We start from the raw sequence: 25,542 nt of genomic DNA on the forward strand, positions 1-25,542 counted from the left end.
CTTTTTTGTTGTTTGCAAAAAAGAAGTAATTCTGCTATTTTAATGGATGTTTGACACCTGTAAAGGTCATCTTAACAGGTATGATATGTCCATTTTTGTCAAATTTCATTTCTTCGATGCAGGTTACCCGCTCATTGGCTCCATCTTTGCCAAGCGGTCTACGGTGATAGACAATAAAATATTTGTCCTCGTTGGGTACCTTGATGACTGAATGATGTCCGGCGCCAACAGCGACTTCAGGATCCCGTTCCAATATTGTCCCGATGCGCTCAAAAGGGCCAAAGGGCGAGTCGGCGATGGCATAAGCGACTTTGTAGTCGGGGCCTGTCCAGCCACCTTCCGACCACATGAAATAATATTTTCCATCTTTTATAAACATAAATGGTCCTTCGACGTAATCCTTAGGGGTGATTTCCTTGTAAAAGGTACCATCATCAAAAGGGAGCAGGCCTGTGAAATCTGGTTTAAGTTTGACCATATTGCAGTGCTTCCAGCCACCGTAATACATGTAGAAAGTGCCGTCTTTATCTTTGAAAACAAACTGATCTATCGGCTGAGCGCCATTGATAATATCGTTGATTAAGGGTTTGCCCAATAGGTCGTTATAAGGGCCTTCTGGCTTGTCAGCCACAGCGACCCCAATGCCTCCGATCTCTCCCTGATGCACATCATTGGCTCCGAAAAACAGATAATATTTGCCCTTGTTTTCCAATACTGCAGGTGCCCACATGGCTTTTTTCGCCCATTTAACGTTGCTGTTCTCCAAGATACGGCTATGTTTTGTCCAGGTGGCCAAATCGGAAGATGAAAACGCGTCAAAGAATATCTGCTCTTCATAAGGCGCCGAATAGGTTGGAAATATCCAATATTTATTGCCATAGATAATACCTTCAGGATCAGCGTAGTTTCCAGTGATAACAGGATTCTTCTGGGCAAAAAGTGTCGCGGTTAAAAGTAAAGTTGTTGATGTTAAAAATGTTTTAATCATTATGTCGGTTTAAACTTGTAAGGTACGGGATAGATTTGATTGGGATATGACTAAATGAATCATTTATATGACCATTTGTCTCATTGTTTTTTGAAATGTTAAAATTTTGTTAAAATATTATTATGCTTTCGATTGTTTCCGATTTATTTCACATATTTGTTTATGTCATTTCCAAATGGCATAAATACTTTTCATAAAATAGGTTAATAATATGGCTAAGATACCCAAAGTCTCCCAGACTTTGGGTGTTTTTTTATTCTCGCTCCAACCCAAAAATCATCACTAGTTTTCTGTCGTTATATAAATTTAAGGTTTGTTCGGCTATGTCAAATTGAATTTGTTTTTGTTCAAAAATTTGAAAAAAGTTATTTTCGATATTTATGCCATTGCAGGCGCGCATGGTGCTTGCTAGATGTAGAAAGCTGATTTTATCGTCTTTAATGGTAAAATTTCCCCAAAAATTGTTGCATCCCGTTGTGCCGGTAATCGTGCCATTTTTGGCATCGAACCCGATACTTGCTTTGCTGGAGCTAACATCCTTTCCATTTAGCTGAAGTAGATTCCATTTAAAACGAGCAAGAAATGCGGCCACACTGGGCAGTTCATTTGCACGTTCTTTCGACAGGACTTCAATTAAACTATAACTGACGGAGTCTGTATCTTTTTGTTTCGTTTGTTTTACACGAATACGGTAACGGTAGCCTTCCTGGTAATCGAAACCTTGAATTGTTGACGTGAGGTATTCCCATTTATTCCTTTTGTCAGATTTTACCTGCAGGCATTTCAGTTTGCCAAGGCTCTGGGCATTCACGTAGTTTTCTCCAACTTCCCATGTGGCCACCGCTGTATCTTCCGATAGTGATTTTGTAATCGTTTTTGCTAAGGTATATGTCGAATGCGAACCGTTTTGACGTTTGAGGATCCTGATGTCGTAGTCAAATTTGGGGTCATAATCAAATTGCAAGATTTCGGCATAGAATTTTTCCCAATCTTTGCTGTTGTAGTATTTGACAAGATACGGCGGTGTTTGCCGAAGACCAGATTTTACTTTTACGCGAAATGAAGAGCTCTGGGCAAGTAAGTTTTGACAGGGGAGTAAGAGTGTTAAAAAAAGGAGCAATGAACTGTATGTGGAAGGCTTCTTCATAATTAGAGTGTAAATATCAATAAAAACGTATCTTTAAACATGAATATTGCACGGGTGAATCTGTGCCTGCTACTTGTATTTTCTCTGTTAAGTCTGCAGGTTTACAGCCAAAATAGGAAGGATTATTTTAAAACGCAAATTGCCCTTGGGGAATTGACGGATCCACAACTGAAAGAGGTGTCGGGTATCACACCGGCTTATCGGGAGGGCAATTTTTGGGTGCATAATGATAGTGGTGATGGTGCAACTATTTATTTAATCGATCGTCAGGCCAAACTACTGAAGACGTTTTCACTCGAAGGTGTATCTGTCGTCGACTGTGAGGATATCGATCGGGTGAAAATTGGGGACACCTATTTTCTCGTCCTTGCGGACATCGGAAACAATACCGGGAAAAGAACCTGGACATGCCTCTATGTATTTCCTGAGCCTCAGGCTGATGATCCTGGGCTTATTTCGAAAAAGTCAATTCGGCCTATCTTTCTTAAATTTCCGGGCCAGAAACGTCTAGATGCCGAATCGATTATGATTGATCCAATAGACAAAATGTTGTATGTAATATCTAAACGTGAATTTCGATCGACTGTTTATTCCGCAGCGGTATTTACAAATTCTAAACAACAGTATTTCACTTTAAATAGCGTAGCGGAGCTCCCATTTACTTTTGCTACTGCCGCCGCTATAGATCCGACCGGTACACAGTTGCTTGTAAAGAATATTACCCATATTTTCTATTGGCAGAGAAACCGGAGTGAATCCTGGAAACAGGTACTCCAACAAAAGCCAGCTATTCTGCCTTATCAGGTGGAGCCACAAGGGGAAGCGATAGCTTTCGATAGCAAGGGAAATGGATTTTATACAATTAGCGAGCGTCCATTTGGTTTTAAAATCCTATCTTTATTTTTTTGAAAGAAATCAATAAATTTATGATAAAAACTAGACCTATTTTCAGTTATTCGCTGCATAATTTTCATCAAACCGAGCCTATCAAAAACTGCCTATTTTGTTCAAGAGGTATTAGGCTTATGTTAATTGCCTTCGTTTTATTTTTATGTACCCTCACGAACGCCTTTGCTGCCAAAGTGGACACCTTGTCCATTCAGAGCCCATCCATGGGTAAAGCAATTAAGACTGTCGTAATTCTTCCTCAAAATTACTCGAACAAAATCAGTTATCCGGTCCTTTACCTGTTGCATGGTTATTCCGGTAATTATAGCAATTGGGTAAAGAATTCCAGTATAAGCGCATTGGCAGATCAATATGGTTATATGGTGGTATGTCCTGACGGTGGTTTTGGAAGCTGGTACTGGGATGTTGCGAATGATAAAAATTACCAATATGAAACTTTTGTGTCCAAAGAGCTGATCGATTATATGGATCAGCACTATTCGACGATCAAGGATCGGAGCGGAAGGGCAATTAGCGGTTTAAGTATGGGGGGACATGGTGCGCTGTCGCTGGCCATAAAACATCAGGATAGCTATGGCGCTGCAGGAAGTACAGCTGGTGGGGTAGATTTTAGACCTTTTCCCTTAAACTGGGAAATTAAAGATCGCATTGGGAATTATGCTGATGTACCGCAAGAATGGGATAATCGTGTTGTTATTAATATGGTTCCCAAATTAGTCAATAATAAACTTCGCCTAATCATCGATTGCGGTAAGGAAGATTTTTTCTACACCGTGAATGTCGCACTGCACGATAAATTGATGTACCATAATATAAATCATACTTTTGTTACAAGTGAAGGTGGACACAATTGGGAATACTGGTCTCGGTCAATTGTTTATCAAATGGCTTTTTTTAAAGGATATTTTGATCAAGCGAAGAAAAGTGAAAAGAAAAATGGATAAAAATTTGGCGTAAATGAATAAAATGCTATTTTTGTTAAACAGAGACCTTAACTAACAAATTATAAACTTATTATTAAGCCTTACAAATTGTAAGGCTTTTTTATTATTTTCAGCAAAATTTTTGACTTCACTCGATTATGTTTAAGCCTATAAAGGTTGTATTTTGTTTTTCTTCCATTTTGTTCTGCGCGCAGCAAGCGTATAGTCAACAGTCTAAATCTATTTCTGGGTTTGTTAGGGACAGTATCAGCGGTGAGAATATCATTGGCGCCGTCATAAGAAACGATACAGAGAAAAAATCCACCGCTTCAAATAAATATGGTTTTTTTAGTTTGTCTGTACGTGATGCCAGCAAAGGGATGGAAGTATCATCTGTAGGCTACCGAACGAAAGCATTTTCTGTCCACCTTGACAAGGACTCTACGTATATTATTCAGTTGGTGCCTGAGGAAAATCAGCTCGCTGAGGTTACCGTAACCGGAAATAGGCGCAAATCAATAAAGGATCTAACCCCTGGGTTGACACAGTTTAGCCCTAAGGAAATCGAAAAAGTTCCAGTACTATTTGGAGAAAAGGATATTCTCAAGACTATTCAGCTATTTCCGGGAGTAACCAGTGGGGGGGAAGGAAGCAGCAACTTTTATGTGCGCGGCGGCGGTGGCGACCAAAATCTGATTTTGCTGGATGAGGCTCCTGTCTATAACAGTTCCCATTTGTTCGGTTTTTTCTCGACCTTTAATTCCGATGCGATCAAAGACGTGAATTTCTACAAGGGAGGTGTTCCAGCCCAATATGGAGGCAAAATATCATCGGTCATGGAAATTACCACCTTGGATGGAAACAACCAGCATTTCAATGTAGAAGGTGGCTTGGGTCTTATTGCTTCGCGTCTTAAATTGGAAGGGCCGATTCAAAAAGGCAAGAGCTCATTTATGATCTCCGGTAGACGTACCTATGCCGATCTTTTCTTAAAGCTTTCAAGTGATGAAAATATAAAGAAAAGCGCATTATTTTTTTATGACCTCAACGCAAAGTTTAATTACCGTATCAATGATAGGAACACACTTTACTTGTCTGGATATTTCGGCAAGGATGCGATGGCTTATCATGATTTGTTTGATTTCAATTGGGGAAATGCGACTGGAACCATGCGCTGGAACCATGTGTGGAGCAATAGGTTGTTTAGCAATACTACGCTTATTTTTAGCAAATTCAATTATCAGGTTAAGATTGAGGATGATAACAACTTTAAAATCCGTTCAGACATCTTTAATTATAATTTTAAACAAGATTTCCAATACAATCTTTCGGACCGTCACAATCTAAAATTTGGATTGCAGGCAGCCTTGCAGGAAATCCGACCGGCAAGTATCGAAGCGGGGGAAGATTCGAAGGTGAATTCGTTGCAAATTCAACATCGCAAGGGTGCTGATGTTGCTGCTTATTTAACCGATGACTGGTCTATTACCGATCGTTTAAAATTAAATTACGGACTGAGGGCATCCGCTTACGCAACATTGGGGCCGGGTACATTTTATACCTTCGATTCTGCAGGTGAGGCCGTAGATTCTACCTATGTGGGAAATGGCAAGTTGGGTAAAAAGTACTTCTATCTGGAACCTCGCGTTTCCTTAAACTACGCTATCAATGATTTAACGACGTTAAAGGCTTCTTTTAATACCAATGTTCAGTATCTGCATCAATTGAGCAATACAACCAGTAGTCTTCCTACAGATCAATATGTACTGAGCAATAATACGATTAAACCCCAGCTGTCCAATCAGTATTCGCTTGGTTACTTTCGGAATTTTGCATCCAACAGATATGAATTCTCTGTTGAAGGTTATTACCGAGATTTAAATAACCAGATTGATTATAGGAATGGCGCCGATCTACAGGCAAATGAATTTCTGGAAGGTGAATTGCTGTTTGGAAAAGGTAGAGCGTACGGCATTGAATGGTTTCTGAAAAAGAGACTGGGAAGATTCAGCGGCTGGCTGAGTTATACTTTGTCCAAAAGTGAGCGGCAATTTGAACAAATTAATGATGGTCAATGGTTTAACGCACGTCAGGACAAAACAAATAATATAGCGATCGTAGCGCAGTATCAGTTAAATCCGAAGTGGAATTTAAGTGCGAATTTCGTATACTATACAGGGGACGCTGTAACGATGCCCGCGGGGAAATATTTTGTTGACGATCGTACGATCTTTTATTACGATAAAAGAAATGGGCAGCGGATGCCTGCTTATCACCGCCTGGATTTGGCAGCAACTTATGATATTAAGCGGACAAAGAATAGCTACTCGAGCTTGTCGTTTGGTCTCTATAATGCCTATAATCGAAAAAATGCTTATTTGATCGACTTTAGAGAAAAAGAAGGGCAATCCAATGTCACCGAGATTTATCGGATAGCATTATTTGGGACGATCCCATCGATTACTTGGAATTTTAAATTTTAGCAAAGAATGAAGAAGATATTAGGAGTTATAGCTGTTGCATTATTTACTTTAGGGAGCTGCGAGGATAAAATAGATTTGGAACTGCCCGAAAATACAGGTCAATTGGTTATCACCGCAGATTTGATGGTTTCGGATCAACAACATGAAATTAGTATACAGAAGGTTGTAAGCATTAAAGACTCTCTATTTTCTCCGATAACAGATGCGGAGGTGAGCGTTAAGAATATGCAAAATAATCGCACTTATACGTTTCAAGCGGGAGCTGATGGGTTGTATACCAATAAAACATTACGGTTACAGGAAAAGGTCACTTACCAGTTGCAGGTAAAGACCGCTGATGGAAGGGAGATACAAGGGGTATCAAAGGTTCCCAGCTATGTGGATGTGGATTCTATAGGGCTTTCAGAGCGAATTATTTTTACTGATACGATTTACTATCCGACCCTCGTATTTATCGATCCACCGGAAAAAGGTAACTATTATAAGTATAAAATGTCGGTCAATGGTGGTAAATTACGTTTTATTGATGTGTTTAACGATAAGTATAACAATGGCTTAGAGGTGCAGCATGATATTGTCGACCGTGATAGAGATTTGAAAGTTGGTGATCGTGTGCGTATCCTACGTCAATGTATCGATGTAGGCGCCTACAATTACTGGAATAGTTTTCAAATGATTAATCCTGGTTCGGCTTCACCATCTAATCCGATTTCAAATTTAAGCAACAATGCACTGGGGTATTTCAGTGTCAGTGTAGGTAAATATTACGAATCTGAGGTGACGTTTGTTAGAAGTAAACCTTAATCTATCCTCTCAAGCTGGTAGTTGTTTTTTAACAAAAACTCTATGGTTTTAGGAAGGGCATATTTAACACGAGGAATGGCTTTGATATTATCATGAAAAATGATAACAGAGCCATTTTTAATGTTGGGCAGAACGTTGTCCAGGCATTTCTGGGGACTTAAATTCGGATCAAAATCACCCGACATAATATCCCACATGATCACTCGGTATTTTTTATAGAGTTGGCGGAGTTGGGATTTTGTTGCTCGGGCATAAGGCGGACGAAAAAGATCGGTCTGGGTTAGTTCCTGGCATTTCGCAACATTTGCCAAATACTGCTCATCATTTGTTTCCCAGCCTTTGAGGTGGTTGTAAGTATGGTTGCCTACCTGATGCCCTTCATCTAAAATTCGTTGAAACAAATGTGGATTTTTTTTAATATTTTCACCAACACAAAAAAATGTTGCCTTTGCCTGATATTTTTTTAGGATATCGAGTATAAAAGGTGTAATTTCAGGAATTGGACCATCATCAAATGTAAGGTAGACTTTTTTATCATGGCGTGGCATATGCCATATTGATTTGGAATATAACCATCTTAGGAAGAATGGAGATTTGACAAAATACATAACCGATAAATGAAGTTCAAATCTAAAGAAAAAATGTATGGTTCTACATATGGACATGAAAAGATTTTATTATTCTGCAGTAGTATTTACTGGGTTATTTCTAGGAACTAATGATTTGGTTCAAGCCCAACAGGTTGTGGGGGTGGCAGAAGCCATTCGTATGACCCTGGAACGCAATGTACAAATAAAACAAGCGGAATTAAATAAAGATTTAGCTGCTCAAGATGTATTTCAGGCGAAAAGCAATTTGTATCCGAGCTTAAATGCTGGAGTTACACAACGTTTAAATTACGGATTTTTCTTTGATCAAGTTGCAGGTCAGCCCATTACTGGAAATCAATGGACCAATTCTGCATATGGGTCCGTCAGTTCCAGTGTAAATCTCTTCAAAGGTTTTCAACAAGTTAATCAGATTAAGGCGACGAAGTCTCAGTTGGAATCCGCTGCAACTCAGGTTGAAAAGATTAAAAATGATCTGGTTCTAAATGTCTTGATTACTTATCTTGATGCAATCACTAATTATGAACTCTTTACAGCCAGTGAAGGCCAACTTAAACTTTCTCAACAGCAATATAAATTGGATTCCATTCAGTTTGCAGTGGGGAATAAAACAATTGCCGACATTGCAAAATCTAAAAACCAAGTGGCAACAGACCAACTAAACGGTGTTAATCTACAGAATTCTTATCAGCTTTCTCTTTTGACTTTGAAGCAATTGATGGAGATGTCGCCGCAGACAGAAATCTCGTTAGTTAGGCCAAATGTCGAATTTTCTATCCTAAGGGTCGAAGATAATATTGCAGCTGAAGTATATGAAACAGCATTACGCTATCAACCGGACATTAAGAAAGCGGCGTTGGATAAAGATGTTGCTGCAAAGCAGATAGAAATTGCCAAAGGGGGATATTATCCATCATTGGATTTCAACGTAAGTTATGGAACAAACTATTCCTCAGAAGGGGTAGACTATTTGACGCGACAAAAGTTATCATTTAATGATCAGCTGGGACGGAACAAAGCATTGGGGACAACGTTAAATCTGACAGTCCCGATTTTCAATAATAATCAAAACAAAGTGAATGTTGCTAAAGCAAAAATCGGCTTAAAGCAGGCTGAAGCTGCTGAACAATTGGCAAAAAATAATCTAAACAAGGCCGTGAGTCAAGCTGTTTTGGATGTTAATGCTGCGAAGCAACGCTATAGATCAGCAACTGTAGCATTTGAGAGCGCTGAAACAGCATTTAAAGCAACCAAAGAGCGTTATGATATCGGTATGGCGAATTCATTAGAGTTATTTACGTCCCAAACGGAACGAAACAAAGCTGAATTTGATCTTATTCAAGCAAAATATAATGTAATATTCCGATCAAAGATCATCGATTATTACGTAGGAAATCCAATTCAATTCGATAACAATTAACCTATTTGATCCAACAAAAGAAATGGCAAAGAAAAAACGTAGCATAGGAAAAATTATATTGATCATGGTCGTACTGCTGGCGATCCTTGGCTTTATTGGTTTTAAAGTAGGATGGTTTGGTAAAGGAGATATTACTAAAGTTGCAGTCGATGTGGTAAAAGAAATGGATGTCGATGAGTTAGTTGCCGCAAGTGGAAAAATTCAACCCGAAGTGGAGGTGAAGTTAAGTTCCGAAGTGTCAGGCGAGGTGGTTGAACTTAATATAAAAGAAGGTGATTTAGTTAAAAAGGGGCAAGTTCTCTGCCGCATAAAACCCGATATCTTGCAGTCAGGCTACGATCGGTCTGTAGCAGCTATGAATTCACAGCGCGCTAACCTAGCGGCTGCACAACAACAATTAAAACAACAGGAAGAGAACTTTAAGAACGTGGCTGCTACATATAAACGGAATCAGGAACTTTTTGAAAAACGTGTTATTTCTGCGGCGGAGATGGATAAAAGTTCAGCTGAATATTTCGCTGCACAGGCATCTATCCAAGCGCAGCGGGAAACAGTACGGTCTTCGAAGTTTGGTATTGACCAATCGCAAGCTTCGGTAAAGGAAGCGCAAGACAATCTGAATAGAACGACCATTTATGCGCCATCTGATGGCATCATATCACTTTTATCTATCGAAAAAGGAGAACGTGTGGTGGGTACGGCACAAATGGCAGGTACCGAAATTATGCGCATAGCTAATATGAGTTCGATGGAGGTGAATGTTGATGTAAATGAAAATGATATCAATAATGTAAGAGTAGGCAATCAAGCTGAGATCGAAGTTGATGCGTTTAAGGACAGAAAGTTTAAAGGCGTAGTGACCGAAATAGCTAGTTCGTCTAAAAATATAGCAACGACCACCGCGTCTACCTCGTCGACTGACCAGGTGACAAATTTTAATGTAAAGGTTCGCATCAGTGCACAATCTTATCAGGATTTAATGAGAGAGAATGTTGCTTCTCCATTTAAACCGGGGCTTTCGGCAACTGTTCAGATATTTACAAAACATGCAAAAGGATTGGTCGTTCCCATCCAATCGGTAACTGTACGTTCTGATGAAAAAGATTCTACAACTACTAATAAGAAAGTTGAAGAGTATGTATTTGTGTTAAAAGATAAAGCTGTTAAACAAGTTTTGGTGAAAACAGGGATTCAGGATGATAAAAATATCATCGTCATTTCCGGATTAAAAAAAGGAGATGAGGTTGTTTCCAGACCATTTGATGCAATTTCAAAGACTTTAAAAGATGGTAGCCAAGTAGAGAAAGTAGATAAATCAAAATTGTAAATCTCTTTGTAGATAATAATTATTGAAAAAGGGAGTTTATTAAGTTGAATAACTCCCTTTTTATTTTCCTTATAATTTATTAAATTTAAAAAACCCAATTATCAGCGGCTTATGAGGAGGCTATTGACATATTTTAAATTTAATAAAACAGAACAAAATGGTTTTTTCATTATTTTGGTAATTATTGTATTGTTTTTCACAATCTATGCCTTACTTAAAAGCAATACAATGGATACAATTCCAAATCAGGCCAAGCTATTTGAACAATCCTTCCATGACTCTTTAGAGCTATCAAGTTCGACTAGACAAGAGATGGAAAATTCAGGCTATTTAACTTATAATGAAAGCGAGCTGTCGGTAAATCCAAATACCATTTTGGATGAGGGCAAACTATTCTACTTCGACCCAAATGGTTTACCACATGCTGATTGGCATAAACTGGGACTTTCAGATAAACAGATTGCGGTATTGAAAAACTATGAAAATAAAGGAGGACGATTTAAGCAAAAGACTGATTTAAAGAAAATCTATTCCATTAATGACGGACTTTACAGACGACTAGAACCCTATATCCGCATCAAAGCAATTCCCGATACAGCAATAACCGACGAGCAAAGAAGAACGCCTTTGTTGTATGATAAATTCGAGAGAAATACAGCTGAACTTATTGATATAAACTCCTGTGATACTACGGATTTGATGACGCTCAAAGGGATAGGTTCAGTTCTATCCAAACGCATTTTGAAATATAAAGATGTATTGGGAGGATTCTACCGTATTGAACAGTTAAAAGAAGTTTATGGTGTTCCAACAGAAACTTACGATCTAATTAAAGATCATATTATTGTGTCAAGTTTAGATGAAATCAAAAAAATCAATATTAATAAGGTAGATGCAACTTCATTGGCCAAACATCCGTATCTTAGCGGCAAAGATGCGAAATTGATCATAAATTATCGGGATCAGCATGGAAATTATGTTAATATAGAGGATCTGACAAAAGTAGGAACGCTCTCAGATTTAGCTATTGCTAAGATCGCACCTTATTTAATATTTGAAAATGATTCAAGATAAATTGAAACTAGAAATCCGGGATATAGTGGATTTTCCTAAACCTGGTATTGTATTTAAAGATATCACGCCATTATTGAAAGATGCGGCATTGTGCAATGAAATGATTGATTCGATTGTTGATCAATTGCAAGGTGTAGCGATCGATGCGATTGCTGGAATTGAGAGCCGAGGATTTTTATTTGGATTTTTACTGGCAAACAGATTGGGATTGCCATTTATTCCAATAAGAAAGCAAGGCAAATTACCTTTTAAGACAGTATCTGAGTCCTATGCACTGGAATATGGTCAGGCTACAATTGAAATTCATGAAGACGCATTCAAAAAAGGAAGTCGAATATTGGTTCATGATGACCTGTTGGCTACAGGTGGAACAGTAGTTGCAGCTAGTAAGCTTATTGAAAGATTGGGAGGAGAGATTGTCGCTTATAGCTTTATTATCTCTTTAGACTTTTTAAAAGCGAAAGGAAGATTATCCAGATTTAGTGATAACATCTATTCTTTGGTGAGCTATTAATTTTAAAATATAGAATCTAGATAAACTCAAATGATACTTTTTGCAAACGCAAAGATAAATATCGGTCTTCAAGTAATTGCTAAGCGCCTAGATGGCTATCACGAGTTGAATAGTGTTTTTTATCCACTTCCAATTTACGATATTATCGAATTATTGGATACGACTGCTACGGAGACAACACTAAATATTCAGGGAGAACATATCCCAGGAAATCTCCGTGATAACCTTTGTATAAGAGCCTTTGAATTGTTAGAAAAAGATTATGGCATTCCGCCCGTTTCAATCGATTTGATCAAACAAATTCCAATTGGAGCGGGATTGGGTGGAGGTTCTGCAGATGCATCTTTTATATTAAAAGGACTTAATGCGCTTTTCCATCTAAATCTCACCAATGAGCAGCTAGAAAGTTATGCGGCAAGACTTGGTGCCGACTGTCCCTTTTTTGTTGCGAATAATCCTGTTTTTGCAACAGGCATTGGGACTGATTTTAAAGACTTAAATCTAAATTTGGATGGCTACCATATTGCAGTCATTATGCCCAATATTCATATTTCTACAGCGGAAGCTTATGCTGGTGTAGAACCTAAGGTGCCCGAAGTTAATTTGGAAGAAGCAATTCGTTTACCTATCCAAGAATGGAAGTTTCATATTCGAAATGATTTTGAGGATGGTATTTTCGAGACTTACCCATTGTTGAAAGAAATCAAAGAAACTTTATATCAAAACGGAGCGATATATGCTTCTATGTCGGGTTCCGGAGCGGCTATTTATGGTATATTTTGGGAAAAAACAGATTTAAGCGAGCTTGCAAAATATGGCAAGATCTATCATCCAACCAAGCTGTAAGCGTATTATCGATTACTAAAAAAGCATTATGTATACCTGTTTGGATAGATAGACATAATGCTTTTTTTAGTATGTTATTAATACTCTTCTTCCACTTGATAGTTTATGAGTTCGCGAGCCTCATTTAAAACCTTTTCTTTCCGTTCTTTTGTTAAGTTTAGAAGATCCAATTTTTCGGGACTACTGACGATATCTTTCACTAAAATAAGCTGATTTTTGAGCAGTTGTTGTTCCTCAAGGTCTGAAAGAGTTGTTAGACAAGTGACTGGATAGAAAACTGCTTTATCTACTCTTTTTTTAATGCTATTTTCTTTGGGGTAATCCCAAGAGAGCAGGTTGATATTATAATATTTAGCAAAATCAATCGAGTCGGAAGTGAAGTAAGCATTGGTAATCAGCCAGCCTTCTTGAAACTGCAGCTGCTTTCCAAAAAACTGATAATTAATATTGCTGATATCTTTGAATCTGGAAAGGTAATACATCGGTGTTGTTACCGATATTTTAGCGTCAATATCGTTTCGAAATTTACATTCCGCGGTAATGAGTTTGCCGTCCTTATAGGCGACAACGTCCAATTCATGCGAAACAGCATGCCCCCGCACGGTCTGCCCCGTGGTGCTTTCATAGCCGATGGATCGCAATAGGTGAGCAATGTATTTTTCGAAGTAGAAGCCTTCAGGACCAAGTTCTCGCAGAGCTTTTTTAAGGCTATAGCGTGCGGCAAAGGAATTTCGTACTGTTTTTAAAGTATCAAAGGCCAGCTGATAGAGTTCTCTTGTTGAAATGCCATCATATATTTCGTTGAGTACCTTATCGTAGACCTGATTAACCTGGTCAGCATTGGCACCGGAACGAGAAAGCGAATGGCGTAGCGATTCACCATTAAAGGGTACTAATTCACCAGAATATTTTTTGATTTGCATGTATTTCTAATTTGTTAAATACGAATATAAGAGATGTCGCCGGAGAAACAACATAAAAAACTATTATTCTATTCCTAAACTTTTTTAGGGCACCATTTGTTTATAACATGTACGATAAATAAAATAAAGATAATTATGAGTAACCTACTAAACTTTGCATTTGATAAGATAAAAACGAAGATCGAAGACGATTGTATCGAAGAAAATATTGGCAACTCTGAGCGTGTTTTGTCGGTGATTGCCGGCGGATTCATATTGGGCTTGGGTGTTAAAAAACTGTTTAAATCCCCACTTACTGGATTGTCTGGATTAACCCTTGGTGGAGCTTTGATCTATCGTGGCGTAACGGGTCATTGTGATGTTAAGAAAGTATTAGAAGATAAGGATATCAAAAAAGTTGAGGTGATTGAGCATCGCTATTTTGTTAAATAGCAAGCCTTGTATCCCTAGCTTAATGTAAAAGTGTTTTTAGTGGAGGCTTCTACAGGTCTGCCTGACAACAATGCGGTACTTACTTCGGCCTGTGAGCGGGGTTCGAATAATGTGAGAGCACAGTGACTGGACAATAAAAAGGTGGACTCAACGTGGACTCATGGTGGACTCACTGTGCTTACAAGGCGAATTTGGTAATAGCTCGTCCACTAGGTGGGGCATAGTTTTGGCAATAAAAAAGGAGATGATAAAGCATAAAAAAGAGGAGAATACTTTTGAAGTGTTCGCCTCTTTTTTATGTTTACCTGTTTGAACAGGTGGGATGGTTATACGTTAAAACGGAAGTGCATGATATCGCCATCTTGGACAATATATGTTTTTCCTTCCACTGATAATTTTCCAGCTTCTTTTACTGCATTTTCGGAGCCAAGCGTGACGAAATCGTCATACTTAATTACTTCAGCGCGGATAAATCCTTTTTCGAAATCTGTGTGAATGACACCTGCAGCCTGAGGGGCTGTAAATCCGTTCTCAATCGTCCAAGCGCGGACTTCTTGTACACCAGCAGTAAAATAAGTGGCCAGATTTAAAAGCGAATATGCGGCGCGGATCAGCTTGTGTACACCAGATTCTTCAAGGCCAAGGTCATCTAAGAACATTTTGCGTTCTTCGTAGCTTTCCAGTTGTGCAATTTCGGATTCGATCTGCGCAGAGATAATCAATACTTCAGCTTTTTCGTCTTTTACAGCTTCCTTAACACGTTCGACATAAGCGTTTCCTGTGTTGACGGAGCCTTCATCTACATTACATACATAAAGTACAGGTTTAGCGGTCAATAATGCTAAATCCTGAATAAACTCAAAATCTTCAGCTTCTATCGCTGCCGTACGTGCAGATTTGCCTGCCTCAAGATGATCTTTAACGATCGATAGGATGTCAAATGTTCTTTTTGCGTCTTTGTCGCCGCCTGTTTTAGCCATTTTTTCAACCTTTTGGATACGTTTTACAACAGTGTCCAAATCCTTAAGCTGTAATTCGGTGTCAATGATTTCTTTATCTCTGATGGGGTCTACCGAACCATCAACGTGGATCACGTTTCCGTCGTCAAAACATCTTAAAACGTGAATAATAGCATTGGTTGTACGAATATTTCCTAAGAATTGGTTGCCTAAGCCTTCACCTTTTGAAGCGCCTTTTACAAGACCTGCGATGTCGACGATCTCGATTGTATTTGGAACAACACGTTGTGGGTTGACTAATTCAGCTAATTTATTGAGACGGGCATCCGGTACGGTAATTACCCCAACATTTGGTTCAATTGTACAAAATGGAAAGTTAGCCGCTTGCGCTTTCGCGTTCGACAAACAGTTAAATAATGTTGATTTACCGACGTTTGGTAAACCTACGATACCGCATTGTAAAGCCATATATAGTGCAAATTTTTGAAATTGCACAAAGATAGAAAATTCACTGTAATTTTTAGCTATCTTGTCGAATGGTTCATTGGTACAAAATTGAACATGCCGATTTTCTGAAAAATCAGGGCATCAGCGAACATAAATTCGGTGGAAAAATTATTTGTATAACGTGGTTTGAAGACCAACTCTATGCTTTCTCCCGAAAATGCCCTCACGCTGGAGCACCACTGAAAAATGGCTGGTGTGAGCGTGGAAAAGTAATCTGTCCTTTTCACCGCCACGAATTTGATTTAATTTCAGGTAGAGGTAATCCTGACCAGCATAATTTTATTACTGTTTACCCCGTAAAATTAGAAGATAAAGAATATTATGTCGGTTTGAAAATAGGCTTTTGGCAATGCTTATTCACTTAGAAAGTAACGAAAATATCATATCTCTTCGCGTGAATCATATATCTAGCCAGTAAATAAGTATATTTGCTTCCGAAAACAAATTAAAGACATGCAGGGGAAAAAGATTGGTATAATTGGTAGCGGAAGCTGGGCTACAGCTATGATCAAGATGCTATGCGAGAATGACCAAGATAAACATATTTTTTGGTGGGTGAGAAAAGAAGAGGATGCAGAATATATCCAGAAGTTTAAGCACAATCCTACGTATTTGAGCAGCGTATCCGTTGACCTTAACATTACTACGATTGATACTGATGCAAAAAGTGTGATTGCGAATTCAGATATAGTGATTTTGAATACTCCCGCTGCTTATTTGAAAGATGCTTTAGCAAATGTCACGAAGGAAGATTTCAGTGATAAAATTGTTGTTTCGGCTATCAAAGGGATTATTCCTAAAGATAATTTGATTATCGGTGAGTTTTTGGAGCAGCGCTATTCGGTTAATATAGACCAAATCTGTGTGGTGGGAGGTCCCTGCCATGCCGAGGAGGTGGCGTTAGGTAAATTGTCTTATTTAACTTTCGGATGCAAAAATCTAGATAGTGCGGCTTTGGTCGCTTCGTTTTTATCCTCACGTGTTATCAAAACCATTTTGTCTGTCGATGTACTTGGAATAGAGTTTGGGGCAGTACTAAAGAATATTTATGCTCTAGCTGGCGGCATTTGTCATGGATTAGGTTATGGAGATAATTTTCAGGCTGTATTGGTGTCCAATGCGATTCGGGAAATGCGACGATTTGTGGGCAAAGTGGATGGAGATACCTCTCGTGATGTAAATACGTCGGCCTATTTGGGAGATCTTTTAGTAACAGCTTATTCTCAGTTCAGCAGAAATAGGACTTTTGGAAACATGATCGGAAAAGGGTATAGCGTACAGTCGGCGCAGTTAGAAATGAATATGGTAGCTGAAGGGTACTATGCTTCTGCTTGTATTCAGGAATACGCTAAAAAATATGATGTTGAATTGCCTATATGTGATGCTGTACATCAAATCTTATATGAGCATCTTCCTTCGTCTAAAATTATTCAAGCTTTGAGCGAAAAATTAACATAAAAATTTGTAAGAAAATAGATGATAAAAAAAGAAGCAATTGCTTTAGCTTATAAAGAAATTCAGGATGAAATATGCCGGGCGCTGGAAAAATTAGATGGTTCGGCGAGTTTTGAAGAGGAATTGTGGGAGAGAGAAGGTGGCGGGGGCGGTCGTACCAGAATTATTCAAAATGGTCGTATCTTAGAAAAAGGCGGAGTTAATTTTTCTGCTGTCTATGGGAAGTTGCCTGAAACGCTTAAAAAATCGTTCGGAGTAGATGAAGATGATTTTTTTGCTACAGGTGTTTCGATTGTGATTCATCCCAATAACCCTCTGGTGCCGATTATACACATGAATATTCGCTATTTTGAGTTAAACGATCAGATTCGCTGGTTCGGTGGAGGAATAGACCTGACACCACACTATGTTGATGAGACTGATGCCCGTTATTTCCATCAACAACTAAAGGCGGTATGCGATAAGCACGATAGCACTTTTTACGGTAAATTTAAGAAATGGGCCGACGACTATTTCTATATTCGTCATCGGCAAGAAACGCGCGGTGTGGGAGGTGTATTCTATGACAAGTTAAATAGTGAAAATACAGGGCTTAGTATGGATGAGATTTTTGCTTTTTCATGCGATCTAGGCCGCACTTTTGCTCCAACGTACACAACACTAGTAGAAAGGAGCCGGCATAAAACTTTTACCGAACAGCAAAAAAATTGGCAGCTTATACGTCGCGGTCGTTATGTAGAATTTAATCTTGTTTGGGACTCGGGTACCAAATTTGGGTTAGAAACGAATGGACGTATAGAGTCGATATTGATGAGTTTACCAGCCCAAGCCAATTGGGCATATGATTATCATCCTGAAGCCGGCTCTGAAGAAGCCAAGACCCTATCTTTATTACGAAAAGGTATTAACTGGATTTAAAAACGCCGAAAAAAATAAGATGGTTTCTTATCAAAAATTTATATTAGAAAACGGGCTCCGTGTTTTGGTTCACGAGGACCACAATACGGCTATGGCTTGTGTCAACATTTTATACGATGTGGGTGCACGGGATGAGTCGCCGGAGCAAACCGGATTCGCCCATTTATTTGAGCACCTAATGTTTGGTGGCAGTATCAATATTCCTAATTTTGATACTGAATTGCAAAAAGTCGGAGGAGAGAATAATGCTTTCACAAGCAACGATATCACCAATTATTACATCACATTGCCGTCCTCAAATCTCGAGACAGCGTTGTGGTTAGAGTCGGACCGGATGTTGAGTTTGGCTTTTTCAGCACAGAGTCTCGAAGTACAGCGGAATGTAGTGATCGAAGAGTTTAAGCAGCGTTACTTGAATCAACCTTATGGGGATGCATGGCTTAAGTTGCGCCCCTTAGCTTATCAGGTACATCCGTATCGATGGGCAACGATCGGCAAGGAGTTGAGTCATATCGAGGAAGCTACAATGGAAGATGTGAAAGCCTTTTTCAAATTACATTATAATCCGCAGAATGCAATAATGGTTGTTTCAGGTGATGTACATTTTGAAGAAGTTAAGTTTTTAACCCAAAAATGGTTTGGTGATATTGAACCTGGTGTAAAATATGATCGTCAATTGCCGAAAGAACCAAAACAGAAAGCAATGCGGCGTGAAACTATTTGGGCGGAGGTGCCTTTGGATGCACTTTACATGGCATTTCATGGGCCGTCACGATTGGAAGAAGGTTATTTTGCCATGGATCTTTTATCAGATATTTTATCCCGAGGTTCTTCTTCACGTTTGTATCGACGGTTGGTTAAGGAAGGAAAGTTTTTTAGCGAGATAAACGCTTATGTCATGGGAAGCATAGATAGTAACCTTTTCATTATAGAAGGGAAACCAACTGCGGGCATTTCGCTAGAAGAAGCGGAGCAGGCGGTGTGGTCTGAATTGGACATTATAAAATCCGAATTAGTACCTATGAAGGAGTTGGAAAAGGTGAAAAATAAAATCGAATCGACCAATGTCTTTGCAGAATTATCCATTTTGGATAAAGCGATGAATCTAGCTTATCATGAGTTGCTAGGCGATGCAGATGGTATCAACACTGAGGTCTCCAAATACCTGTTGGTAAGTGCCGAGGAGGTTCAGCGCCAAGCGCAAGCAATTTTTAGACTCGAAAATGCTTCGATATTAATGTATAAATCAAAAATGGAGGAGGCTATACATGTTGGATAGAACGCAAAGACCTGTGTTTCGTGAAATTGGAAACATCAGTTTAAAAGAACCGATAAAGAAACAATTTGGAAATGGTTTGCCAGTCTATATATTTCAGTCGCCTGAACAAGAGTTGGTGCGTATCGAATGGATTTTTAACAATGCCTATCTTGATGGAGAGATAGAGAACCCTTTATTAAATAGCGCTTTAAGTGCTTTGCTTAAAGAGGGTACCAAGTCAATGTCCAGTGCAGAGATTGCGGATAAAGTGGATTTTTATGGCGCATTTCTAATTCCGGAATACTCTTTTGACGTGACTTCACTATCCCTTTATACCTTGAACAGACATAGTCAAGTACTTCTACCTCTTGTAAAAGATATTCTTACGGAGGCATCGATACCACAGCAGGAGCTGGATACCTATTTACGTAACAACAAACAGAAGTTTCAGGTTTCTATTCAGAAAAATGATTATCTGGCTAGGCGTAAATTTTATAACTTGATCTTCGGTACGGGTAATCGCTATGGACGGACACCGAAGCTAGAAGATTATGACGCGATTACTCGCATGCAACTCATCGAATTGTACCAAAAACAAATTGTACCTGGCAATTGCACGTTAATTGTTTCTGGAAACGTTTCCGACGAGCTTTTACAAGAACTTGAGCAGATTTTTGGAGAGGAGTGGCATGGGGCACCTTCGGTTTCCTTAGAGAAACCTGTATTGATCCAAGGTTCCTCCGAATTATCCTATGAGGAGAAAGATAGCGCTTTGCAGTCTGCTATTCGCTTAGGTTGTCAAACCATTTCAAGAACACATCCTGATTATCCTGCTTTACAGTTTGTTAATACCTTGTTAGGAGGCTTTTTTGGTTCCCGTCTCATGCGTAATATTCGAGAAGAAAAAGGCTACACCTATAGTATTGGTTCAGCCATAGCTACCCTCAAACATACAGGCTTTATGACCATTGTAACCGAAGTTGGGGTGGATGTAACACAAGCGACTTTAGCAGAGATTGAAAAGGAGATCAACTTGTTAAAAGCACAAGTGGCTTCAAAAGACGAGGTAAATCTTGTTAAAACCTATATGGAAGGTTCAATGTTAGGATCATTGGAAAGTATCTTTTCGCATGCTGATAAGTTTAAAAGTGTATTGTTAAATGAGATGACATTAACATATTATTCTTATTATATGGATCAGATTAGAAATATGTCACCTGAAAAGGTGTATGATATTGCCAATAAATATTTGGACTTTAACGCGATGGTGAAAGTTGTTGTTGGTAAAATAAGCCAGGAAGAACCAGTTCATCAAGCGGTTGTAAATTAAATTTCTTAGACTACGAAAATCGAATACTACTTTGTATTTTTGGTTTTTGATAAAAAAGTGAACTATCCAGTATGGAATTAAAATTAAAAAGGCCATTGGTATTTTTCGATTTGGAAACTACAGGCGTTAATGTAGCGTCCGATCGTATTGTTGAAGTGTCATTTCTGAAAGTGATGCCCAGTGGAGAAGAAACAGTCTATACTAAGAAGGTTAATCCGGAAATACCTATTCCGGCGGAATCCTCTTTTTTCCATGGGATCTACGATGAGGATGTAAAAGATGCTCCTAATTTTAAAGCGATAGCAGTCGAACTAGCTTCTTTCATTGCGGATGGAGATTTAGCAGGATATAACTCCAATAAGTTTGATGTGCCAATGTTGATGGAGGAGTTTTTAAGGGCTGGTGTGGATTTTTCATTGGAGGGTAGGGCATTTGTGGATGTTCAAAATATCTTTCATCAAATGGAACAACGGACTTTGAAAGCTGCCTATAAGTTTTATTGCAATGAAAACCTCGAAAATGCACATACTGCTGAAGCGGATGTACGCGCAACTTACGAAGTTTTGAAAGCGCAGCTGACTAAGTATGAAGGTGTACCTTTTGAAGATAAACATGGTGTGGTGTCTCATCCTGTCGTCAACGATGTGGAAGCTTTACATGCATTTACAAATTTAAGTAAGCCAGTGGATTTTGCCGGACGTCTTGTTTACAATGCCGACGGTTTGGAAACGATCAATTTTGGAAAACACAAAGGAAAACCAATTGTAGAGGTATTTGAGCAGGAGCCGAGCTACTACGCTTGGATGCAAAATGGAGATTTTCCATTGTATACCAAAAAAGTGCTAGAAAATATCTGGAATAGGTACAAAAAGGAAAAGAATGAGCAAAAAACTAAAGCTGCTGTAGCTCATTCTGCAGAAGATAAAAAACTTGCGAAAAAAGAGTTCAATAAACAAAATGAAGAGGCGCCACAGAGCATTTCTTTGGATATGTTGAAAGGATTGCAAGATAAATTTAAAAAATAACTTTAATTAATAGCTTAGAAAAAGTATTATGGAATTCAAACAAGAAGTTGAGCATATACAGTGTTTGATTATTGGTTCGGGGCCAGCAGGCTATACGGCAGCAATTTATGCAGCACGTGCGGATATGAAACCAGTAGTTTATACCGGTATTGTTCCGGGGGGACAATTGACACAAACCACTGAAGTGGACAATTTTCCAGGTTATCCAAAAGGTATTACGGGCCCCGTGATGATGGAAGATCTGCGTGAACAAGCGGAGCGCTTTGGTACTTCAGTTCGTTTTGGATATGTGACTAAAGTGGATTTTACAGGGGAGTTACACCGTGTTGAGATCGATGGAACTGTACAAGTTACCGCAGATACAGTCATTATCGCAACAGGAGCAACCGCAAAATGGTTAGGTCTGGAATCTGAACAAAAATATAATGGCTTTGGAGTTTCTGCATGTGCTGTTTGCGATGGATTCTTCTTTAAAAACCAAGAGGTTGCAATTGTAGGTGCTGGGGATACAGCGGCAGAAGAAGCAACATATCTTGCAAAATTATGCTCAAAAGTACATATGTTGGTGCGCCGTGACGAGTTTCGTGCTTCTAAAGCAATGGTACATCGTGTTATGAACACGCCAAATATTGAAGTTCACTACAATTCTGAAGCAAAAGAAGTTTTGGGAGATGGTCAAGTGGTGACCGGAATACGTGTTATTAACAACAAAGACCAGTGTGAAAAAGATCTCGAAGTAACAGGTTTCTTTGTCGCTATTGGGCATAAGCCTAATACCGAGCTTTTCACAGGTGTATTGGATATGGATGAAACAGGCTATTTGATCACCAAACCCGATAGTACAGCTACCAATATACCAGGAGTGTTTGCTTGTGGAGACGTTCAGGATAATGTCTTCCGTCAGGCGATCACCGCTGCGGGTACAGGTTGTATGGCAGCTTTGGAAGCTGAAAGATATTTAGCGGCTAAAGAAAGCGGCGAATAATCAAGTTGAAATAAAAGAGGGGCATTGCACAAAAGCATGTCCCTCTTTTATTTACCTTCCTCCATTTCAAAGACACTGTCAATTTTCCAGTTCACTTTGTCCTTGGCTGCAGCAACAGCCAAACGATCGCAACGCTCATTTAACGGATGCCCAGCGTGACCTTTTACCCATACAAGTCGTACGTTGTGCAATTTATAGGCGCTCATTAACCGCAACCAGAGATCCTTATTTTTTTTCCCAGCGAAACCTTTTTGGATCCAGCCATATACCCACTTTTTATCAATGGCATCAATAACATATTTGGAGTCAGAATACACGGTAACTTGCTGATGCAAGTTTTTTAAGGCCTCAAGGCCAACGATAACCGCCATTAGCTCCATTCTGTTGTTGGTCGTTTTACGGTAACCACCCGAAAACTCCTTTTCGATAAGTTTGCCTTTAAAGGTTTCATTATCGCCCGTATAAATAGTTCTTAAAATAGTTCCGTAACCTCCTGGGCCTGGATTCCCGCTTGAAGCACCATCTGTATATAATTCGATCATACCCCTCAAACATAGATAAATTTGCTTTTATATCCAATAATAACGAACATCTATTGCGATAGGTTATAAGTAACTTTCTGAATATCCTCGTGTTTATTATCCATATGTAGCTAATCATAAGCGATTCTTGGGATAAGCGATTCAATTTATGCTGCTTCTAAAATATGGAAGCAATTTGTTTGTTGTATGCACAATTTATCGCTTAAACAATATAACTCTGCAAATTTATATGTATTTTTCCGGCATAAACTTGTTATGTAAACTGTAAAATTACCTTATGAACTATCGAAAGATTTCTCTTTTTATCTTTTAGCGTCTGCGTGCCTAAACGTTTCAGCTCAGGACAATGTATCCACGCAAAAAATGGATTGGTTTGAAGATGCCAAATTGGGTATTTTTATTCACTGGGGTATTTATTCTGTAGATGGGATCTCAGAATCTTGGTCATTCTTCAATAATTATATTAACCATGACAATTATATCAAACAGCTTAATGGGTTTACAGCAAAGGGTTATAAACCCAAGGAATGGGCCAAATTGATTAAAGATGCTGGTGCGAAATACACGGTGATTACGACCAAACACCATGACGGAATCTCGATGTGGAATACGAAGGCTGATAAAGCGATCACTACATTACAAGACGCGGCTGCAAAACAGGATGTAATTACACCGTTTGTGAAAGCAATACAAGAAGAGGGCTTGCACACTGGACTGTATTATTCGTTACCCGATTGGAGCCACCCATATTATGATGTTTTTACGCGCAATAGAAAGCGTTATGAATTGAAAGGAGAGCCTATCCGTTGGAATAACTACGTCAAATACTACCAACAGCAACTAAGCGAATTATCTGAACAATTTAAACCGGATTTAATTTGGTTTGACGGAGACTGGGAACATACGGCAGAAGAATGGAAATCGCAAGAGACTCTGAATCTTTTGCGAAAATATAATCCGAATATTATTATAAACTCGCGATTGAACCATCATGGCGATTACGAAACTCCTGAGCAGGGGATTCCGGTAACGCGTCCAGATAGTAAGTTTTGGGAACTTTGCTATACTATGAATGATTCCTGGGGATATCAACCCTTTGATAAGAAATACAAATCATCCAATATGATTATTCGGACATTGGTAGACTGCATTTCCATGGGAGGAAATCTTTTATTGGATATTGGTCCGAAGGCTGACGGAACTATTCCTGAGGAGCAATTAGAGATTTTAAAGCAGCTTGGACGATGGACACGTAAACATGCCGACGCAATCTACGGTACAAGGGCTGGTATTCCATTTGCAAACTACAGTGGGAAGTCTGCTTTATCGAAAGACAGAAAAACACTTTATCTATATGTTTACGAAAAGAAACCAGAGCTTTTGCTCAAAGGGCTGGTCAATTATACAGCCATCAAAACTGTTTCAGTTGTTGGAGATATAGCCTCGAAAGTGAACCTTAAATCAGCGGATGGAGTTGTTCAGCTAGATTTGACCAAGGTGAATTTCGATCAGGATGTTACCGTACTCGAGTTGAATTTTGCCGAGGCGCTTCGTTGGGAGTCACCGAGAGATACCAAAGTTACATTGAAATCTGTGTTGGATAACCCAGTTGCCGATAGAGCCTTGGTTCAGATTGCCTCAACACTGCACCTAGGTAACAATATTTTTAATAATTCAGGATTGACTGTGGATGGTATGGATACCAAACTAGGGAGTAACAGTGAGATCAATTCAACGGTACTGAATTGGATTAAAGATCATGCCGAAGCACTTTACGAAACTGGAGAAGGATTGCCTGAGGGACATTACGAAGGGCTCAGTACGCTTTCCAAAGATCGTCAGACCCTATATCTTTTTGTCGAGGGGAAACCAACAGGCCCAATTGCGCTAAAAGGTATCAAGAATGGCGTAGCGAGAGTACGTTTAGTTGGCGAAGGATCAATGATCAACCATGAAGTCTTTAATAAGCTATACTGGAGTACTATTCCCGGGATTATCTATATCGAAGCCCCTGCAGAACGATTAGATAAAAACATGACGGTTATTGCCATATTATTGGATGCCCCTATAGAACTCTATCGGGAGAAAGTCGGTGCTATTGAGAGTAACCTTTAAACTAGGTGTACGCGATATTTCTCCTGGTTTGTGGCACGATAGCATTTTTT

Annotated in this window: 23 protein-coding genes and 1 pseudogene; 18 read left to right on the forward strand and 6 right to left on the reverse strand. The window is 39.0% G+C overall.

Annotated features, from left to right (window positions below):
- Positions 1-34 precede the first annotated feature (34 nt).
- Both B2107_RS01975 and B2107_RS01980 read right to left on the reverse strand, forming a co-directional pair.
- Positions 35-988, reverse strand: a complete 954-nt coding sequence (locus B2107_RS01975) for a glycoside hydrolase family 43 protein (RefSeq protein WP_293952666.1) — start codon at positions 986-988, stop codon at positions 35-37.
- A 253-nt stretch (positions 989-1,241) separates the two neighbouring features.
- Entirely contained in the window at positions 1,242-2,135 is an 894-nt protein-coding gene (locus tag B2107_RS01980; RefSeq protein WP_293952667.1) for a DUF4377 domain-containing protein, read from the reverse strand.
- A 39-nt stretch (positions 2,136-2,174) separates the two neighbouring features.
- Here B2107_RS01980 and B2107_RS01985 point away from each other — a divergent pair, with 39 nt between their 5' ends.
- The 4 genes from B2107_RS01985 to B2107_RS02000 all read left to right on the forward strand — a co-directional run bounded on the left by B2107_RS01985 (position 2,175) and on the right by B2107_RS02000 (position 7,254).
- Complete coding sequence (locus B2107_RS01985; protein WP_293952669.1) at positions 2,175-3,044, forward strand: hypothetical protein; 870 nt, start codon at positions 2,175-2,177, stop codon at positions 3,042-3,044.
- A gap of 17 nt (positions 3,045-3,061) precedes the next feature.
- Positions 3,062-3,988 carry an alpha/beta hydrolase family protein gene (locus tag B2107_RS01990; protein ID WP_349682259.1) on the forward strand — a complete coding sequence of 309 codons (927 nt, stop codon included), beginning with the start codon at positions 3,062-3,064 and terminating at the stop codon, positions 3,986-3,988.
- A 137-nt stretch (positions 3,989-4,125) separates the two neighbouring features.
- Positions 4,126-6,450, forward strand: a complete 2,325-nt coding sequence (locus B2107_RS01995) for a TonB-dependent receptor (protein ID WP_293952671.1) — start codon at positions 4,126-4,128, stop codon at positions 6,448-6,450.
- Positions 6,451-6,456: 6 nt separating this feature from the next.
- Entirely contained in the window at positions 6,457-7,254 is a 798-nt protein-coding gene (locus B2107_RS02000) for a DUF4249 family protein (protein WP_293952673.1), read from the forward strand.
- On the opposite strand, the gene B2107_RS02005 is transcribed toward B2107_RS02000, so the two are convergent.
- Positions 7,251-7,862, reverse strand: a complete 612-nt coding sequence (locus B2107_RS02005; protein WP_293952675.1) for a polysaccharide deacetylase family protein — start codon at positions 7,860-7,862, stop codon at positions 7,251-7,253. The two genes, B2107_RS02000 and B2107_RS02005, sit on opposite strands and share 4 nt — an antisense overlap.
- Positions 7,863-7,917: 55 nt before the next feature.
- On the opposite strand from B2107_RS02005, the gene B2107_RS02010 reads away from it, so the two are divergent.
- From B2107_RS02010 to ispE, 5 genes are all read left to right on the forward strand, one after another.
- Positions 7,918-9,282, forward strand: coding sequence for a TolC family protein (locus tag B2107_RS02010; RefSeq protein ID WP_293952677.1), 1,365 nt, complete (start codon positions 7,918-7,920; stop codon positions 9,280-9,282).
- A gap of 22 nt (positions 9,283-9,304) precedes the next feature.
- The gene (locus tag B2107_RS02015) at positions 9,305-10,609 is read left to right on the forward strand and encodes an efflux RND transporter periplasmic adaptor subunit (protein WP_293952679.1); all 1,305 of its coding nucleotides are present in this window, start codon (positions 9,305-9,307) and stop codon (positions 10,607-10,609) included.
- Positions 10,610-10,837: 228 nt separating this feature from the next.
- Positions 10,838-11,683: a helix-hairpin-helix domain-containing protein gene (locus tag B2107_RS02020; RefSeq protein WP_293952681.1), complete on the forward strand. Its 846-nt coding sequence runs from the start codon at positions 10,838-10,840 to the stop codon at positions 11,681-11,683.
- On the forward strand, positions 11,670-12,197 hold the full coding sequence (locus tag B2107_RS02025) for an adenine phosphoribosyltransferase (protein WP_293952683.1): 528 nt from the start codon (positions 11,670-11,672) through the stop codon (positions 12,195-12,197). Before B2107_RS02020 ends, B2107_RS02025 begins: the two co-directional genes overlap by 14 nt.
- A 30-nt stretch (positions 12,198-12,227) precedes the next feature.
- The gene (gene ispE / locus B2107_RS02030; RefSeq protein WP_293952685.1) at positions 12,228-13,043 is read left to right on the forward strand and encodes a 4-(cytidine 5'-diphospho)-2-C-methyl-D-erythritol kinase; all 816 of its coding nucleotides are present in this window, start codon (positions 12,228-12,230) and stop codon (positions 13,041-13,043) included.
- Positions 13,044-13,120: 77 nt separating this feature from the next.
- Here the strand turns inward: ispE and B2107_RS02035 are convergent, their stop codons facing one another.
- Positions 13,121-13,966: an ATP cone domain-containing protein gene (locus B2107_RS02035; protein ID WP_293952687.1), complete on the reverse strand. Its 846-nt coding sequence runs from the start codon at positions 13,964-13,966 to the stop codon at positions 13,121-13,123.
- Between the two features lie 135 nt (positions 13,967-14,101).
- Here B2107_RS02035 and B2107_RS02040 point away from each other — a divergent pair, with 135 nt between their 5' ends.
- Positions 14,102-14,398: a YgaP family membrane protein gene (locus B2107_RS02040; RefSeq protein WP_293952689.1), complete on the forward strand. Its 297-nt coding sequence runs from the start codon at positions 14,102-14,104 to the stop codon at positions 14,396-14,398.
- Positions 14,399-14,724: 326 nt separating this feature from the next.
- On the opposite strand, the gene ychF is transcribed toward B2107_RS02040, so the two are convergent.
- Positions 14,725-15,825 carry a redox-regulated ATPase YchF gene (gene ychF / locus B2107_RS02045; RefSeq protein ID WP_075992480.1) on the reverse strand — a complete coding sequence of 367 codons (1,101 nt, stop codon included), beginning with the start codon at positions 15,823-15,825 and terminating at the stop codon, positions 14,725-14,727.
- 68 nt (positions 15,826-15,893) lie between these two features.
- Between ychF and B2107_RS02050 the strand changes: the two genes are divergently transcribed.
- The 7 genes from B2107_RS02050 (at position 15,894) to trxB (ending at position 22,835) form a co-directional block, all read left to right on the forward strand.
- The gene (locus B2107_RS02050) at positions 15,894-16,229 is read left to right on the forward strand and encodes a Rieske (2Fe-2S) protein (protein WP_293952693.1); all 336 of its coding nucleotides are present in this window, start codon (positions 15,894-15,896) and stop codon (positions 16,227-16,229) included.
- Positions 16,230-16,317: 88 nt separating this feature from the next.
- Positions 16,318-17,322: an NAD(P)H-dependent glycerol-3-phosphate dehydrogenase gene (locus tag B2107_RS02055; RefSeq protein ID WP_293952695.1), complete on the forward strand. Its 1,005-nt coding sequence runs from the start codon at positions 16,318-16,320 to the stop codon at positions 17,320-17,322.
- Positions 17,323-17,340: 18 nt separating this feature from the next.
- A complete protein-coding gene (gene hemF, locus B2107_RS02060) occupies positions 17,341-18,237 on the forward strand; it encodes an oxygen-dependent coproporphyrinogen oxidase (protein ID WP_293952697.1) in 897 nt (298 codons plus the stop codon).
- Between the two features lie 19 nt (positions 18,238-18,256).
- On the forward strand, positions 18,257-19,516 hold the full coding sequence (locus tag B2107_RS02065) for a M16 family metallopeptidase (protein ID WP_293952852.1): 1,260 nt from the start codon (positions 18,257-18,259) through the stop codon (positions 19,514-19,516).
- Entirely contained in the window at positions 19,506-20,825 is a 1,320-nt protein-coding gene (locus B2107_RS02070; RefSeq protein WP_293952699.1) for a M16 family metallopeptidase, read from the forward strand. The genes B2107_RS02065 and B2107_RS02070 overlap by 11 nt, the downstream gene beginning before the upstream one ends.
- Before the next feature lie 71 nt (positions 20,826-20,896).
- Positions 20,897-21,850 carry a 3'-5' exonuclease gene (locus B2107_RS02075; RefSeq protein WP_293952700.1) on the forward strand — a complete coding sequence of 318 codons (954 nt, stop codon included), beginning with the start codon at positions 20,897-20,899 and terminating at the stop codon, positions 21,848-21,850.
- 28 nt (positions 21,851-21,878) lie between these two features.
- Positions 21,879-22,835, forward strand: coding sequence for a thioredoxin-disulfide reductase (gene trxB, locus B2107_RS02080; RefSeq protein ID WP_293952702.1), 957 nt, complete (start codon positions 21,879-21,881; stop codon positions 22,833-22,835).
- Positions 22,836-22,882: 47 nt separating this feature from the next.
- On the opposite strand, the gene rnhA is transcribed toward trxB, so the two are convergent.
- Positions 22,883-23,377, reverse strand: a complete 495-nt coding sequence (rnhA, locus tag B2107_RS02085; RefSeq protein ID WP_293952704.1) for a ribonuclease HI — start codon at positions 23,375-23,377, stop codon at positions 22,883-22,885.
- Positions 23,378-23,734: 357 nt separating this feature from the next.
- Between rnhA and B2107_RS02090 the strand changes: the two are divergent.
- Positions 23,735-25,492 (forward strand): annotated as a pseudogene (locus B2107_RS02090) (alpha-L-fucosidase); the annotation flags it as partial.
- Between the last annotated feature and the right edge of the window lie 50 nt (positions 25,493-25,542).

Source organism: Sphingobacterium sp. UBA7855, from assembly GCA_002500745.1.
GTDB lineage: Bacteria > Bacteroidota > Bacteroidia > Sphingobacteriales > Sphingobacteriaceae > Sphingobacterium.